The sequence below is a fragment of the Methylobacterium sp. 285MFTsu5.1 genome, assembly GCF_000383455.1.
Classification (GTDB): domain Bacteria; phylum Pseudomonadota; class Alphaproteobacteria; order Rhizobiales; family Beijerinckiaceae; genus Methylobacterium.
Genome location: NZ_KB911285.1, coordinates 82866 through 96627, shown reverse-complemented (window position 1 = coordinate 96627; position 13762 = coordinate 82866). Strand labels below are relative to the sequence as shown.

Below are 13762 nucleotides of genomic sequence, written 5' to 3'. Positions count from 1 at the left end.
GGGATCGCGGAACGCATGGCGTGGACCGGCCAAGCGCCGGTCCGTCGGGACAAGGGTCGGACGCTGCGCCGCCGGCGGCGCGCGCCGTCAGCGCGACTGCGGCGCTTCCGGAACCGCCGGCTGCGCGGGAGACGACGGAGCCGGTGCCGGCTGAGCCGGGGCGTTCGCGGGCGCCCGGTCCTGCTGCTGACGCAGCGTGTCGAGCAGGTTGTCGGCACCGGTCGGCTGCTTGGCCGGCTGGCCGGAGGTCTGCGGCGCGCCGGTGTCGAGGATCGACTTCGGCGCCGCCGAGCGGTGCGACAGGATCGCGAGGGTCAGGCTGGTGGCGAAGAACAGGGCCGCCAGGATCGCGGTGGCCCGCGTCAGGGCGTTGGCCTGGCCGCGGCCGGTCATGAACCCGCCGACGCCGCCACCGCCGCCACCGCCGCCGAGCCCGAGTCCGCCCTCGGAGCGCTGGAGCAGCACGACGCCGATCAGCGCGAGCACGATGATGAGGTGGACGACGATCAGGACGGTCTGCATCGGTGTTCCGGGATCTTCTTCAGCGCCGCGCGCCGGCAGCGGGCACCGGAAGACGAACGCACGAGGGCCGGGGCCCGCGATCGTCCACGAACCACCCCGACGCACGGGCGTGCGGCGGGGGCTTCGGGGGACGCTTCGGGCGGACCGGCCGGAATTCGGCGACGGCATACACCACCGGTCGCCCGCCGCCAACCTGACGCGCGCGGCCGACTGTCCGCTCCGACCCTCGCCTTCGTCGGCGCACCGTGCTCTCTGCCGGGGCAGGGCGGCCGACCGAACGCGCCGCCCGGTCCGGGAGGCAAGCCATGTCCGTGTCACGCCGTGCGGCGCTCGCCGCCGCCATCGCCGCACCCGTCCTGATCCGCCCGGGCTCCGGCTCCGCGGCCGGAACCGATCCCTCCGCCCGGGGCGCCGCGGTCGAGCAGGCGGTCGACGCCCTCACCAAGGCTCTCCTCGCCGCCGACGGTCCGGCCCTCGACGCCCTGACCCTCGACAGGCTGAGCTACGGCCATTCCAGCGGTCAGGTGCAGGACAAGGCGGCCTTCATCGAGACGCTGACCAGCAAGCGCTCGACCTTCCCGAGCATCACCCTGTCGGACCGCTCCGTCTCGGTGGTCGGCGACGACGCCATCGCGCGCCACGTCTTCACCGGCGAGGTGGTCTCGGGCGGCAAGACGTCGCCGGTCCATATCGGCGTGATGCAGGTCTGGCACAGCGACGGCGGCCGCTGGCGGCTGCTCGCCCGGCAGGCCTTCAAGATCTGACGGTCGCGCGGCGCGTCTGTCGCGCCGCGCCCAGCCAGGCTTCGCGGGCCCGCGCTCAGGCGTAGGCGGCGCAGATCCCCAGGAAGTCTTCCGCCACGAGGCTCGCGCCGCCCACGAGCGCGCCGTCGACGTTGTCCACCGACAGGAGTTCCTTGGCGTTCCCGGGCTTCACCGAGCCGCCGTAGAGGATGCGGATCTTCTGCGCCTCGTCGCCGACGAGCTTGTCGAGCATCTCCCGCAGGGAGGCGTGGACCTCGGCGATGTCGCGCGGCGTCGGCGTCCGCCCGGAGCCGATCGCCCAGACCGGCTCGTAGGCGATCACCGTGTCGGCCGCCGTCGCGCCCTTCGGCAGGCCGATGGCGAGCTGGGCGCGGACGATGTCGAGGGCGCGGCCCTGCTCGCGCTCCTCGATGGTCTCGCCGACGCAGACGATGCCGCACAGGCCGGCGCGGCGGGCGCCCAGCGCCTTGGCGTGGACCCCGTCGTCGGTCTCGTGATGGTAGGCCCGGCGCTCGGAATGGCCGACGATCACGTACTTGGCGCCGAGATCGGCGAGCATCTCGGCCGAGATCGAGCCCGTGAAGGCGCCGCTCGGCCGGGCGTGCAGGTTCTGGCCGCCGATCGCGATCGGCGATCCGGCCGCCGCCGCCACGCAGGATCCGATCAGCGTCGCAGGCGGGCAGATCAGCACGTCGATGCGCGACGCGAGGTCCGGCGAGAGCCCGTCGCGAATCGCCTCGACAACCTGGATGGATGCCCGGGTCCCGTTCATCTTCCAGTTGCCGGCGACAAGCGGCTTGCGCCCAGACTGCGTCATTCCTGCCCTCGCTCCGCCGCGGCTTTCTCGAAGTCGCCGGGGCCTACCAGAGCGAGCTTGAGCGTGCAAACGGCCGGGAGCGCCCGAGCCTTTGCCTGTGGACGCGAATGGTCTATCGCGGTCGGCTCTCAGGGACAGCGCCGGCCCGGTGACGGGGCGGCTGCCGAAGGTACTCGATCACAGACCATGCTTCAGGGCATCCGCAACGCCAGCCAGCACTGGCTCGGCAAGATCGTCTTGACGATCATCTTCACGCTGCTGATCGCCGGTGTCGGCATCTTCGGGGTGGAGGAGTTCTTCCGCGGCGGCGCGAGCAACAAGGTGGCCACGGTCGGCAGCACGCCGATCACGGCCGAGCAGGTGCGCCAAGCCTACCAGAACCAGCTGCAGCGCTATCAGACCCAGCTGAAGCGTCCGCTGACGCCCGACCAGGCGCGGATGCTCGGCCTGGACCGGCAGGTGATGTCCCAGCTGATCACCGAGGCCGCCCTCGATCAGAAGACCCACGATCTCGGCCTCACGGTGCCGGATTCCTCGGTGATCAAGGCGATCCACGAGGAGAAGAGCTTCCAGAACCAGCAGGGTCAGTTCGAGCCGCAGCTCTTCTACCAGACCCTGCAGCGCGCCGGCCTCAACGAGGGTCTGTTCGTGCGCGAGCAGCGCTCGGTGATCGCCCGCCTCCAGCTCGCCGAGGCGGTGTCGTCGGATTTGCACGTGCCGCTCGCCATGCGGGAGGCCGTCCATCGCTACACCACCGAGCGCCGCGCGGCCGCCTACCTGATGCTGACGCCCTCGGTGGCCGGCCAGATCCCCGAGCCGACGGACGACGAGCTGAAGACCTGGTACGAGGCCAACAAGTCCGGCTTCCGGGCGCCGGAGTTCCGGGCGGCCAACCTCCTCGTGGTCGAGCCCGAGGCGATGGCGAAGCCCGACGCGATCACCGAGGCCGACGCCCGCGCCGCCTACGCGCTGAACAAGGACCGCTACGGCACGCCCGAGAAGCGCACGATCCAGCAGATCGTGTTCTCCGACGCGGCCGCCGCCGAGGCGGCCCGCAAGGCGATCACGGACGGCTCCAAGACCTTCGACGCGGTGGCGGCCGAGCGCGGCACCGACGAGAAGGACCTGACCCTCGGCACGCTGACCAAGAGCGAGCTGTTCGACAAGGCCGTCGCCGACGCCGCCTTCGCGCTGCCCGAGGGCGGCGTGAGCCAGCCGGTCCAGGGCCGGTTCGGCACCGTGCTGCTGCGCGTGACCAAGATCGAGGCCGGGACGGTGAAGCCGTTCGAGGCGGTGGACGGCGAGATCCGCAAGGCCCTCGCCCTGGCCCGCGCCCGCGACGCCATGGAGACCACCCGCGACGCGATCGAGGACCAGCGGGCCGGCGCCAAGCCGCTGGCCGACATCGCGGCCGAGCGCGGCCTCAAGGTCGTCGCCGTGAAGGCGGTGGACGTGAACGGCAAGGGGCCTGACGGGCAGCGGATCACCGACATCCCGGACCCGGAGACCACCCTGCCGGCCCTGTTCCGCGCCGAGATCGGCGGCGACAACGAGCCCCTGCGGACCAAGACCGGCGGCTACGTCTGGTACGACGTCACCGGGATCGACGCCGCCCACGACAAGCCCCTCGACGAGGTCAAGGACGGCGTGAAGGCCGGCTGGACCGCGACCGAGATCGCCAAGCGCCTCCAGGCCAAGGGCCGCGAGCTCGTCGAGAAGATCAACAAGGGCGAGACCATGGAGGCCGCCGCCCAGGAGGTCGGCGTCAACCTGCAGGAGGCGCAGGATCTCGCCCGCAACCAGGCCAAGGACATGCTCACGGCCGACGTCGTGAACCTGATCTTCGCGACCCCGGTGGGCAAGGCCGGCACGGCGGCCGCGGGCGATTCGCGGGCGGTCTTCAAGGTCACGGCGGCGACGGTGCCGGCCTTCGTGGCCGACAGCCCGAGCGACAAGCAGATCACGCAGAGCTTCCAGGCGGCGCTCGCCGACGACGTGCTGTCCGAGTACATCAGCGAGGTCCAGAAGAACGCCGGCGTGAAGGTCGATCCGGCGGCCCTGCGGCGCGCCATCGGCGGCGAGTACTGAGGCATGGCCGACGCGCCCGATTACGCGGCCTTCGCGGCGCGCTACGAGGCCGGGCAGCCGAGCCTCGTGGCGGTGAGCCTCGTCGCCGATCTCGAGACGCCGGTGGCGGCGTTCCTCAAGCTGCGCGCCGGCCATGCCGGGCCGGCCTTCCTGCTCGAATCGGTCGAGGGCGGTGCCGTCCGCGGCCGGTACTCGATGATCGGCCTCGATCCGGACCTGATCTGGCGCTGCCGGGCGGGCGCGCCCGCGATCGCGCGCGGGGCCGATCTCACGCGGTTCGAGCCGGATTCGAGGGCACCGCTGGCGAGCCTGCGGGCCCTGATCGCCGAGAGCGCCATCGGCGAGCCGGACGGCCAGGACCTGCCGCCGATGGCCGCCGGCCTGTTCGGTTACCTCGGCTACGACATGGTCCGCGCCATGGAGCGGCTGCCGGAGCCGAACCCGGATCCGCTGGGCGTGCCGGACGCGATCCTGGTGCGCCCCCGGGTGATGGTGGTGTTCGATTCGATCCGCGACGTCATCACGGTCGTCTCGCCGATCCGGCCCGCCCCCGGCACCGCGGCCCGGGCCGCCTACGAGGACGCGCTGCAGCGCGTCGACCGGGTCGCCGCCGCCCTCGAGGGCCCGCTGCCGATCGAGGCGCGGGTGGACCTGTCGGCGGTCGCCCCGCCCGAGCCGGTCTCGAACACGCCGCCGGACGATTTCTTCGCCATGGTGGCGCGCGCCAAGGAGTACATCGTCGCGGGCGACGTCTTCCAGGTGGTGCTGTCCCAGCGGTTCTCGGCGCCGTTCACGCTCCCGGCCTTCAGCCTGTACCGCTCGCTCCGGCGGACCAACCCGGCGCCGTTCCTCTGCTACCTCGATTTCGAGGACTTCCAGATCGTCTGCTCCTCGCCGGAGATCCTGGTGCGGGTGCGCGACGGCGTGGTCACGGTCCGCCCGATCGCGGGCACGCGTCGCCGCGGCGCGACCCCGGCCGAGGATTCCGCCCTCGCCGAGGAGCTGCTCGCCGACCCGAAGGAGCGGGCCGAGCACCTGATGCTGCTCGACCTCGGCCGCAACGACGCCGGCCGGGTCTCGCGGATCGGCAGCGTCCGCGTGACCGACTCGTTCTTCATCGAGCGCTACAGCCAGGTCATGCACATCGTGTCGAACGTCGAGGGGGACCTCGACCCGCGCCACGATCCCCTGGACGCCCTGGCGGCGGGATTCCCGGCCGGCACGGTCTCGGGCGCCCCGAAGGTGCGGGCCATGGAGATCATCGACGAGCTGGAGCGCGAGAAGCGCGGGCCGTACGCGGGCTGCATCGGCTATTTCGGCGCGCGGGGCGAGATGGACACCTGCATCGTCCTGCGCACCGCGGTGGTGAAGGACGGGACCATGCACGTCCAGGCCGGGGCCGGGATCGTCTACGATTCCGATCCCGCCTCCGAGCAGCAGGAATGCGTCAACAAGGCCAAGGCGCTGTTCCGGGCCGCCGAGGAGGCGGTGCGCTTCGCCGCGCAGGCGAAGCGCGGGCAGTAGCGCGGGCCGTAGCGCGGGCAGTAGCGCGGGCCGTAGGGCGGACGCGCGGCTGCGCCGCCGTCCGACGCCGACGGTTGACCGCGCGGGTGCGAGCGGTCACATCGCCTGCATGCCCGAGCGTGCCGCCGCGATGCCCAACGTCCTCGTCATCGACAACTACGATTCCTTCACGTGGAATCTCGTGCATCTGATCGGGCCGCTCTGCGGCACGGTCGAGGTCGCGCGCAACGACGCGCTCACGATAGCCGACATCCGCGCCAAGGCGCCCGACGCGATCGTGCTGTCGCCCGGGCCGTGCACGCCCACGGAGGCGGGGATCTGCCTCGACGTGGTCCGCGACCTGTCCGAGGAGATCCCGATCTTCGGCGTGTGCCTCGGCCTCCAGGCGATCGGCCAGGCCTTCGGCGGCGACGTCGTGCGCGCGCCGCTGCCGCTCCACGGCAAGGTCTCGACCATCCGGCACGGCGCGCGCGGCCTGTTCCGCGGCCTCAACGACAGTTTCGAGGCGACGCGCTACCACTCCCTGGTGGTCGACCGCGCGACCTGCCCGACGGCCCTGCGGGTCACCGCCGAGGCCGACGGCCTGATCATGGGCCTGGAGCACGCCGACCGGCCGCTCCACGGCGTCCAGTTCCATCCCGAGAGCATCCGATCGCAGCACGGCACGGAGATCGTGAAGAACTTCCTCGATCTCGCCGCCGCCTGGAACACGGCGCGTGACAGGACGCGTGCCGACGTGCATTGACGCCGGGGGCCGGGGCGGCCCTCCGTAAGAACCCATGGACAGCTTCAGACCCCATCTCGCGAAGGTCGCCGGGGGCCTCACCCTCGACCGCGCCGAGGCCCGCGCCGCCTTCGACGACCTGCTGTCGGGCGAGGTCACGCCGGTCCAGGCCGGCGCCTTCCTGACCGCCCTCAAGGTGCGCGGCGAGACCGTCGAGGAGATCGTCGGCGCCGCCGAGGCCATGCGGGCGCGCATGACCCGCGTCGCGGCGCCCGCGAACGCCGTCGACGTCGTCGGCACCGGCGGCGACCATTCCGGCAGCGTCAACGTCTCCACTCTGGCGGCGATCGTCGTGGCCGCCTGCGGCGTGCCGGTGGCCAAGCACGGGAACCGGGCGGCGACCTCGCGCTCCGGCGCCGCCGACGTGCTCGCGGCCCTGGGCGTGCGGCTCGGGCTCGACCCCGCCGCGCAGGCCCGCTGCCTCGCCGAGGCGGGCCTCTGCTTCCTGTTCGCGCAGGCCCACCACCCGGCCATGCGCCACGTCGCGGCGGTCCGGTCCGAACTGCCCGTGCGGACGATCTTCAACCTGCTGGGGCCGCTGAGCAACCCGGCCGGCGTCGGCTATCAGCTCTTCGGCGTCGCCCAGGAGGCCCTCGCGGAGCCGCTGACGCGGGTCCTGGCCGAGCTCGGCAGCCGCCGGGTCTGGACCGTCCACGGGTCCGACGGGCTCGACGAGATCACCGTCACGGGCCCGACGCGGGTGGTCGCCCTCGACGAGGGGCGGCTGTCCCACTTCACCATCGACCCGCGCGACCTCGGTCTGGCGCTGCGCGCGCCCGAGGAGCTGCGCGGCGGCGACCCGGCCGACAACGCGCGGTCCCTGGAGGCCGTCCTGGCGGGTGCGCGGAACGCCTACCGGGACATCGCGGTCCTCAACGCGGGGGCGGCGCTCGTGGTCGCGGGGGCCGCGCAGGCCCTGGCGGACGGCGTCGCGCAGGCGCAGGATGCCGTCGATTCCGGGGCCGCCCGGGCGACGCTCGCCCGCCTCGTCCGGGCCTCGAACGACCACTCCAACGGGCAGGAGGGCCGATGAGCTCGCTGACGCACGAGGCGACCCCGGAGACCGGCGCCGGGACGCCGACCGAGCGGCCGAACGTCCTCGCCCGCATCGAGGCCTACAAGCGCCGCGAGATCGCCGAGGCGAAGCTGCGGGTGCCGCTCGCCAAGCTGGAGCGGAAGGTCGCGCAGGCGGAGCCGGTGCGCGGCTTCGCGGCGGCGATCCGGAGCCATCTCGGCGCGGACCGCCCGGCGCTCATCGCCGAGGTGAAGAAGGCCTCGCCCTCGAAGGGCCTGATCCGCGCCGATTTCGACCCGGCAAGCCTCGCCGCCGCCTACGAGGCCGGCGGCGCCACCTGCCTGTCGGTGCTGACCGACGAGCCCTCGTTCCAGGGGCGGCCGGAGTACCTGACGGCGGCGCGCGCCGCCTGCGCGTTGCCCGTCCTGCGCAAGGATTTCCTGTTCGAGCCCTATCAGGTCTACGAGGCCCGGGCCTGGGGTGCCGACTGCATCCTGGTCATCATGGCCTGCCTCGACGACGACGAGGCCGTCGCCCTGGTCGAGACGGCGCACCTCCTCGGGATGGACGTCCTGGTCGAGGTGCACGACGAGGCCGAGCTGGCGCGGGCCATCCCCCTCGGCACGGCGCTGATCGGCATCAACAACCGCAACCTCAAGACCTTCGAGGTCTCGTTCGAGACCGCGATCCGACTGGCGCCGGGGATCCCGGCGGACCGGATCGCCGTGGCCGAGAGCGGGATCGGCGACCACGCCGACGTGGTCCGGCTGCGGGACAACGGCCTCGGCGTGGTGCTGGTCGGCGAGAGCCTGATGCGGCAGCCGGACGTCGCGGAGGCGGCCCACGCCCTGCTGTTCGGCGCCGCGGAGGCCAAGGGCGGCAAGCCGCGGAAGAAGGCGTAAGGCATGCGGCCGGGCTCGACGCTGACCCATCTCGACACCAGCGGCGCGGCCAACATGGTCGACGTCACCGACAAGCCCGCCACCGACCGGACGGCCCGGGCGGAAGGCCAGATCGTGATGAAGCCGGAGACCCTGGCCCTGATCCGCGAGGGCGACGCCAAGAAGGGCGACGTGATCGGCACGGCCCGGCTCGCCGGCATCATGGCGGCCAAGCGCACCCACGAGCTGATCCCGCTCTGCCACCCGCTGCTGCTGTCGAAGGTGCGGGTCGAGTGCGAGCCCGACGACGCGCTCCCGGGCCTGCGCATCGCCGCCGAGGTCCGGGTCCAGGGCCCGACCGGCGTCGAGATGGAGGCGCTGACCGCCGTCTCGGTGGCCTGCCTGACGGTCTACGACATGGTGAAGGCGGTCGATCGCGGCATGCGGATCGAGGGGATCCGGCTGACCGCCAAGGACGGGGGCCGCTCGGGCACCTACCGGGCCCCGGCGGAATGAGCGGCCTGATCCCGGTCGCCGAGGCGCTGGCGCGGGTGCTCGCGAGCGTCACCGCGCCGGTCGAGCCGGAGACCGTCCCGCTGGCGCAGGCCTGCGGCCGGACGCTCGCCGCGGACGTCGTCGCCTCACGGACCCAGCCGCCGTTCCCGGCCTCCGCCATGGACGGCTACGCCGTGCGCGGCGCCGACGCCGGGGAGGTCGGGGCGATCCTGCGGCTGATCGGCGCCAGCGCGGCCGGTCACGGCTTCTCCGGCCGCATCGGCCCGGGCGAGGCGGTCCGGATCTTCACCGGGGCGCCGGTGCCGGAGGGCGCGGACGCGATCCTGATCCAGGAGAACGCCGCCGCCGAGGCGGGCGCGGTGCGCGTCCTGGAGCCCGTGGAGCCGGCGCGGTTCATCCGCCGGGCCGGCCTCGACTTCACCGCCGGCGAGACTCTGATCCCGGCCGGCATGAGCCTCGATGCGCGGCGGCTGGCGCTTGCCGCGGCGGCCGGTCACCCGCGCCTCCCGGTCCGCCGCCGGCCGCGCGTCGCGATCCTCGCCACCGGTGACGAGCTGGTGGAGGCGGGCGCGACGCCCGGCTGGGACCAGATCGTCGCCTCCAACAGCCTCGCGCTCGGTGCCCTCGCCGCCGAGGCGGGCGCCGACATCGTCGATCTCGGCATCGCGGGGGACGACCACGACGCCCTGGCGGACGCGTTCCGTCGCGCCCGCGCGGCGCGCGCCGACCTGCTGATCACCCTCGGAGGCGCCTCCGTCGGCGACCACGATCTGGTTCAGGCCGCGCTCGCCAAGGAGGGGTTGGAGCTCGGCTTCTGGCGGGTCGCCCTCCGGCCGGGCAAGCCGCTGATGCACGGCCGCCTCGGCGACATGCTGGTCATCGGGCTGCCGGGCAACCCGGTCTCGTCCATCGTGTGCGGGCTCCTGTTCGTGGTGCCCGCCATCCGCGCGCTCCAGGGTGATCCGCGGGCCGGTGCCGACCGGAGCGAGCCGGCGACGCTCGGCCGCGACATGCCGGAGAATGACGGCCGGGCCGACTACATGCGGGCGAGCCTCGCCCTCGAGCCCGACCGTCTACCGGTCGCGACCGCCGAGCGGCGTCAGGACTCGTCGATGCTCGCCGTCCTCGGACGGTCCGAAGCCCTGCTGATCCGCGCCCCGCACGCGCCGGCCGCGCGCGCCGGCGATCCCTGCCGGATCATCCGCCTCGATCGGCGCCTGCTCTGATCGTCAGGGCGCGACGCGCCAGACCTTGAGGGGACCGGGCACGTCCAGCGGCACGAGGCGCGCGCTCCCGGCCGTGCCCGCGGCGAGCCGCGTGGCGAACGCCGTCTCCGCCTGAAGGTCCTCGGCCGGCCGGGCCGGGCAGGCGACGAGGTAGCGGACGTCGAACGCCGTCAGCACCCGGTCGAGGTCGGCCTCGGTGCCGCCCAGCCCCTCGATCGCCGCCGTGAGGCCGGGAATGGCCCGGTGATAGGGCGCGGCGACGATGCTGTGCGGGGTGCGGAGGAGGATCGACGGCCCCATGAAGATCGGGGCGAGCACGGTGCCTTCCGGCAGGTGCGCCAGGGGGCGGACCGCGGTGTCGCCGAGGCAGGCATTGGTCTCGGCCGCGTCGGGCGCGGTGCGCAGGCCGGGCGCGAGGGTCTCCGCCAGGAGCGCCGGGATCATCCAGAGGCTGCTGACCATCGCGGCGCCGAGGAGCGCGACGGGCCAGCGCCGCGCCCCGGCCGGCAGGGCTGCCCGTGCCAGCGCGCGGTCGAGGACCACGCCCGCCACCAGCGGCACGAAGCCGGAGACGATGTAGAGTCCGCGGAACTGCGCGACGCCGAGGATCAGCCCCGGCCACAGGAACAGCGCGACCACCGACCAGGCCCGGCGTTCGGGGCCGCGCCACGCCATCCCGGCGGCCGTGAGGCTCGCGAGGATCACGACCGGGTAGAAGACCAGCGCCTCCCACTGGCCGCGGGCCACGAACTTCGCCAGCGGCGCCATCTCGTTGACCGTGAGCAGCCAGTGGATCCGCACCAGCGGCGGCATGTCGGGGAACGGGCCGCCGAGGCAGGACGGGAAGGCGGCGGCGAACCCGGCCAGCAGGACGCTGCCCGCGAGGCCCGCCAGGGCGAGGCGCGCCGGGACCGTCGCGAGGCGCTCGCCCGCGGCGGCGGCGATCGCGGCGAGGGCGAGGCCGCCCAGGGTGAGCCAGAGCCAGGGTGGCGAGAGCGCGTCGCAGTGGGAGACACCCCAGAGCGAGGGGGCCGTCTGGACGGCGAACAGCGCGGGGGCGGCGAGGCCGAGACCCAGGCCGAAGCCCGCGAGCGACGCCAGCGCGGGCCGTCCGCGCAGGCACCAGTCGCCCGTGAGGAAGAGGGCCGCCAGCGCGACGAAGGGCAGGCCCTCGAGCCCGATCGCCAGCGACACGGCCGCCAGGATCCCGCCGATCAGGCCGGGTCGCAGGCCGCCGCGGATCATGCAGAAGGCGAGACCGAGGATCGAGAGAATCTGCAGATTGTGGTGGTCCACCCGCCCCGCCTGGAACTGGATCGTCACACCGAAGGTCTGCGTGGCCGCGATCAGGGCCAGGAGCGCGGCACGGCTGCCGAAGCTGTGCCGGACGCCGCGATACAGGAGCCAGCCGTAGAGCCCGAAGAGCAGCACGGGCCAGAGTGCCGCCGTCAGGCCCTCGGCGAGCGCGGAGCCCGTCAGGGGCGTGAGCGCCAGGATCAGGCCGGCGATCGGCGCGTCGACGAGGCGCGACCAGTGGCTCGGCACGCCGCCCGGGGGCAGGAATCGGTACTGGACGTTGTCGTACCAGCCCTGGCCGGCCAGCAGGTCGCGGACTTCCACGAGGCGCATCGCGTCGTCGGTATCCGGGACGCGCAGGTGCTGGACGGTTTCCCAAACCGCGTGGGGCGCGTTCATCGTCGCGATGCACAGGGCGGCGAGGATCCACAGCAGCGTGCGGGCCTCGATCCGCCCGCGCGGTCGGGAGAGGGGTAGCGCCGGAGCCGGCATGTTTGGTGGATCACCCGGGCGGGCGGTCGATGCCCTCGCCGGCATGCTCGCGCGGTTCCGCTTAACGCGCGGTCAAAGGGCACCGGACGCGCGGCCCGGCCGTCGATCCGGCCCCGCGGCGCCAGCGATTCCTTAACCACGACCGGGCATCCTGGCGACCGGTCGGCGTCCTGCGCGTCGCGCGCCGCACCAATCGCCGGAGCATGGGATGAGCCACCACACCGAGACGCTGGTGATCGGCGCCGGGCCTGCGGGTCTGACTGCCGCCTACCTGCTGTCGAAGAAGGGCCGCTCCGTCACCGTCCTGGAGCGGGATCCGGCGCAGGTCGGCGGGATCTCGCGCACCGTCTCGCACAACGGCTACCTGTTCGACATCGGCGGCCACCGGTTCTTCTCGAAGTCCCAGGCCGTGGTCGATCTCTGGGACGAGATCCTCCCCGACGACTTCATCGAGCGCCCGCGCCTGTCGCGGATCTACTATCGCGGGCGCTACTACGCCTACCCGCTGAAGGCCTTCGAGGCTCTGCGCAACCTCGGGATCCTCACCAGCGCGGCCTGCGTCGCCTCTTACCTCTACGCCCGCCTGCGGCCGGTGGCGGAGCCCAAGACCTTCCACGCCTGGGTCCGCAACCAGTTCGGCGAGCGCCTGTTCTCGATCTTCTTCAAGACCTACACCGAGAAGGTGTGGGGCATGTCGTGCGACGCGATCTCGGCCGACTGGGCGGCGCAGCGCATCAAGGGGCTCGACCTCGGCGCGGCGATCCGCGACGGCATCAAGCGGTCGCTGGGCCTGCGCAAGGCGCCGAAGGCCGGCGGCCCCGTCATCAAGACTCTGATCGAGTCGTTCCGCTATCCCCGCCGCGGCCCCGGCATGATGTGGGAGGCGGCAGCCGCCAAGATCCGCGCCCAGGGCGGGCAGCTGAAGCTCGACCGCGGCGTCGACTCCCTCAGCTACGATGCCGGAACCGGCATCTGGACGGTGGCGGCCCGCCGCTCGGACGGCAGCCGCGAGACCTTCACGGCCCGCAACGTCGTCTCGTCCGCGCCGGTCCGCGAGCTCGTCGACGCCATCCGCCCGCGGCCGCTCAGCACCTTCAACGCCCGGGCGCTGAAGTACCGCGACTTCCTGACGGTGGCGCTCATCGCCAAGTCGGACAAGAACTTCCCGGACAACTGGATCTACATCCACGACCCGTCGGTGAAGGTCGGCCGGGTGCAGAATTTCCGCTCCTGGTCGCCCGAGATGGTGCCGGACGCGGACCACACCTGCTTGGGCCTGGAGTATTTCTGCTTCGAGGGCGACGGCCTCTGGAACGCCGACGATTCGGAGCTGGTGGAGCTCGCCAAGCGCGAGATCGGTCAGATCGGCCTGATCGACCCGGCCGACGTCGTCGATGCCTGCGTGGTCCGCCAGCCGAAGGCCTACCCGGTCTACGACGAGGAGTATGCCGGCCACGTCGTCACCGTGCGGCGGGAGCTGGAGCGGGATTTCCCGAGCCTGCACCTCGTGGGCCGCAACGGCATGCACAAGTACAACAATCAGGACCACGCGATGATGACCGCGATGCTGACCGTGGAGAACATCCTCTGCGGCCGGCGTCGGCACGACGTCTGGCGGGTGAACGAGGACGCCGAGTACACCGAGTCCGGCGTGTCCGGGGCCGACGTCGCCCTGGGCAGCGAGCGCCTCGTGCCGCGCAAGGTGGCCTGAGGCCAGTTCCGGTCGGCCTCCCGTCTTTGCGAGCGAAGCGAAGCAATCCAGGGCGGCGCTGAGCGCCTCGAAGTCGCGCTGCCCTGGGTCGCTTCGCTTCGCTCGCGATGACGGAGGGTGCGACCC

General features: G+C 72.9%; 12 protein-coding genes. 9 read left to right on the top strand and 3 right to left on the bottom strand.

Annotation, left to right across the window (positions count from 1 at the left end):
* Positions 1-87: 87 nt before the first annotated feature.
* Positions 88-522, bottom strand: a complete 435-nt coding sequence (secG, locus tag H288_RS0121410) for a preprotein translocase subunit SecG (protein ID WP_020094623.1) — start codon at positions 520-522, stop codon at positions 88-90.
* Between the two features lie 305 nt (positions 523-827).
* Here secG and H288_RS0121405 point away from each other — a divergent pair, with 305 nt between their 5' ends.
* Positions 828-1286 carry a nuclear transport factor 2 family protein gene (locus tag H288_RS0121405; protein ID WP_020094622.1) on the top strand — a complete coding sequence of 153 codons (459 nt, stop codon included), beginning with the start codon at positions 828-830 and terminating at the stop codon, positions 1284-1286.
* A 55-nt stretch (positions 1287-1341) separates the two neighbouring features.
* Here the strand turns inward: H288_RS0121405 and tpiA are convergent, their stop codons facing one another.
* On the bottom strand, positions 1342-2103 hold the full coding sequence (gene tpiA / locus H288_RS0121400; RefSeq protein ID WP_020094621.1) for a triose-phosphate isomerase: 762 nt from the start codon (positions 2101-2103) through the stop codon (positions 1342-1344).
* A gap of 186 nt (positions 2104-2289) precedes the next feature.
* On the opposite strand from tpiA, the gene H288_RS0121395 reads away from it, so the two are divergent.
* The 7 genes from H288_RS0121395 (at position 2290) to glp (ending at position 10137) form a co-directional block, all read left to right on the top strand.
* Positions 2290-4191, top strand: a complete 1902-nt coding sequence (locus H288_RS0121395; RefSeq protein ID WP_020094620.1) for a peptidylprolyl isomerase — start codon at positions 2290-2292, stop codon at positions 4189-4191.
* A gap of 3 nt (positions 4192-4194) precedes the next feature.
* On the top strand, positions 4195-5715 hold the full coding sequence (gene trpE, locus H288_RS0121390; RefSeq protein WP_020094619.1) for an anthranilate synthase component I: 1521 nt from the start codon (positions 4195-4197) through the stop codon (positions 5713-5715).
* Between the two features lie 130 nt (positions 5716-5845).
* Positions 5846-6460, top strand: coding sequence for an aminodeoxychorismate/anthranilate synthase component II (locus H288_RS0121385; RefSeq protein ID WP_026605172.1), 615 nt, complete (start codon positions 5846-5848; stop codon positions 6458-6460).
* Between the two features lie 34 nt (positions 6461-6494).
* Positions 6495-7532, top strand: a complete 1038-nt coding sequence (trpD, locus tag H288_RS0121380; protein ID WP_020094617.1) for an anthranilate phosphoribosyltransferase — start codon at positions 6495-6497, stop codon at positions 7530-7532.
* A complete protein-coding gene (gene trpC, locus H288_RS0121375) occupies positions 7529-8416 on the top strand; it encodes an indole-3-glycerol phosphate synthase TrpC (RefSeq protein ID WP_020094616.1) in 888 nt (295 codons plus the stop codon). Before trpD ends, trpC begins: the two co-directional genes overlap by 4 nt.
* Positions 8417-8419: 3 nt before the next feature.
* A complete protein-coding gene (gene moaC, locus H288_RS0121370) occupies positions 8420-8911 on the top strand; it encodes a cyclic pyranopterin monophosphate synthase MoaC (protein WP_020094615.1) in 492 nt (163 codons plus the stop codon).
* Positions 8908-10137, top strand: a complete 1230-nt coding sequence (gene glp, locus H288_RS0121365; protein WP_020094614.1) for a gephyrin-like molybdotransferase Glp — start codon at positions 8908-8910, stop codon at positions 10135-10137. The genes moaC and glp overlap by 4 nt, the downstream gene beginning before the upstream one ends.
* Before the next feature lie 3 nt (positions 10138-10140).
* Here glp and H288_RS0121360 read toward each other — a convergent pair whose 3' ends face one another.
* The gene (locus H288_RS0121360; RefSeq protein ID WP_020094613.1) at positions 10141-11925 is read right to left on the bottom strand and encodes a hypothetical protein; all 1785 of its coding nucleotides are present in this window, start codon (positions 11923-11925) and stop codon (positions 10141-10143) included.
* Between the two features lie 208 nt (positions 11926-12133).
* Between H288_RS0121360 and H288_RS0121355 the strand changes: the two genes are divergently transcribed.
* Positions 12134-13636, top strand: a complete 1503-nt coding sequence (locus H288_RS0121355; protein ID WP_020094612.1) for an NAD(P)/FAD-dependent oxidoreductase — start codon at positions 12134-12136, stop codon at positions 13634-13636.
* Positions 13637-13762: the final 126 nt, after the last annotated feature.

Excerpts from the sequence above, each read along its gene's own strand:
- secG (WP_020094623.1), bottom strand. The coding sequence starts at position 522 with ATGCAGACCGTCCTGATCGTCGTCCACCTCATCATCGTGCTCGCGCTG.
- H288_RS0121405 (WP_020094622.1), top strand. The coding sequence starts at position 828 with ATGTCCGTGTCACGCCGTGCGGCGCTCGCCGCCGCCATCGCCGCACCC.
- tpiA (WP_020094621.1), bottom strand. The coding sequence starts at position 2,103 with ATGACGCAGTCTGGGCGCAAGCCGCTTGTCGCCGGCAACTGGAAGATG.
- H288_RS0121395 (WP_020094620.1), top strand. The coding sequence starts at position 2,290 with ATGCTTCAGGGCATCCGCAACGCCAGCCAGCACTGGCTCGGCAAGATC.
- trpE (WP_020094619.1), top strand. The coding sequence starts at position 4,195 with ATGGCCGACGCGCCCGATTACGCGGCCTTCGCGGCGCGCTACGAGGCC.
- H288_RS0121385 (WP_026605172.1), top strand. The coding sequence starts at position 5,846 with ATGCCCAACGTCCTCGTCATCGACAACTACGATTCCTTCACGTGGAAT.
- trpD (WP_020094617.1), top strand. The coding sequence starts at position 6,495 with ATGGACAGCTTCAGACCCCATCTCGCGAAGGTCGCCGGGGGCCTCACC.
- trpC (WP_020094616.1), top strand. The coding sequence starts at position 7,529 with ATGAGCTCGCTGACGCACGAGGCGACCCCGGAGACCGGCGCCGGGACG.
- moaC (WP_020094615.1), top strand. The coding sequence starts at position 8,420 with ATGCGGCCGGGCTCGACGCTGACCCATCTCGACACCAGCGGCGCGGCC.
- glp (WP_020094614.1), top strand. The coding sequence starts at position 8,908 with ATGAGCGGCCTGATCCCGGTCGCCGAGGCGCTGGCGCGGGTGCTCGCG.
- H288_RS0121360 (WP_020094613.1), bottom strand. The coding sequence starts at position 11,925 with ATGCCGGCTCCGGCGCTACCCCTCTCCCGACCGCGCGGGCGGATCGAG.
- H288_RS0121355 (WP_020094612.1), top strand. The coding sequence starts at position 12,134 with ATGAGCCACCACACCGAGACGCTGGTGATCGGCGCCGGGCCTGCGGGT.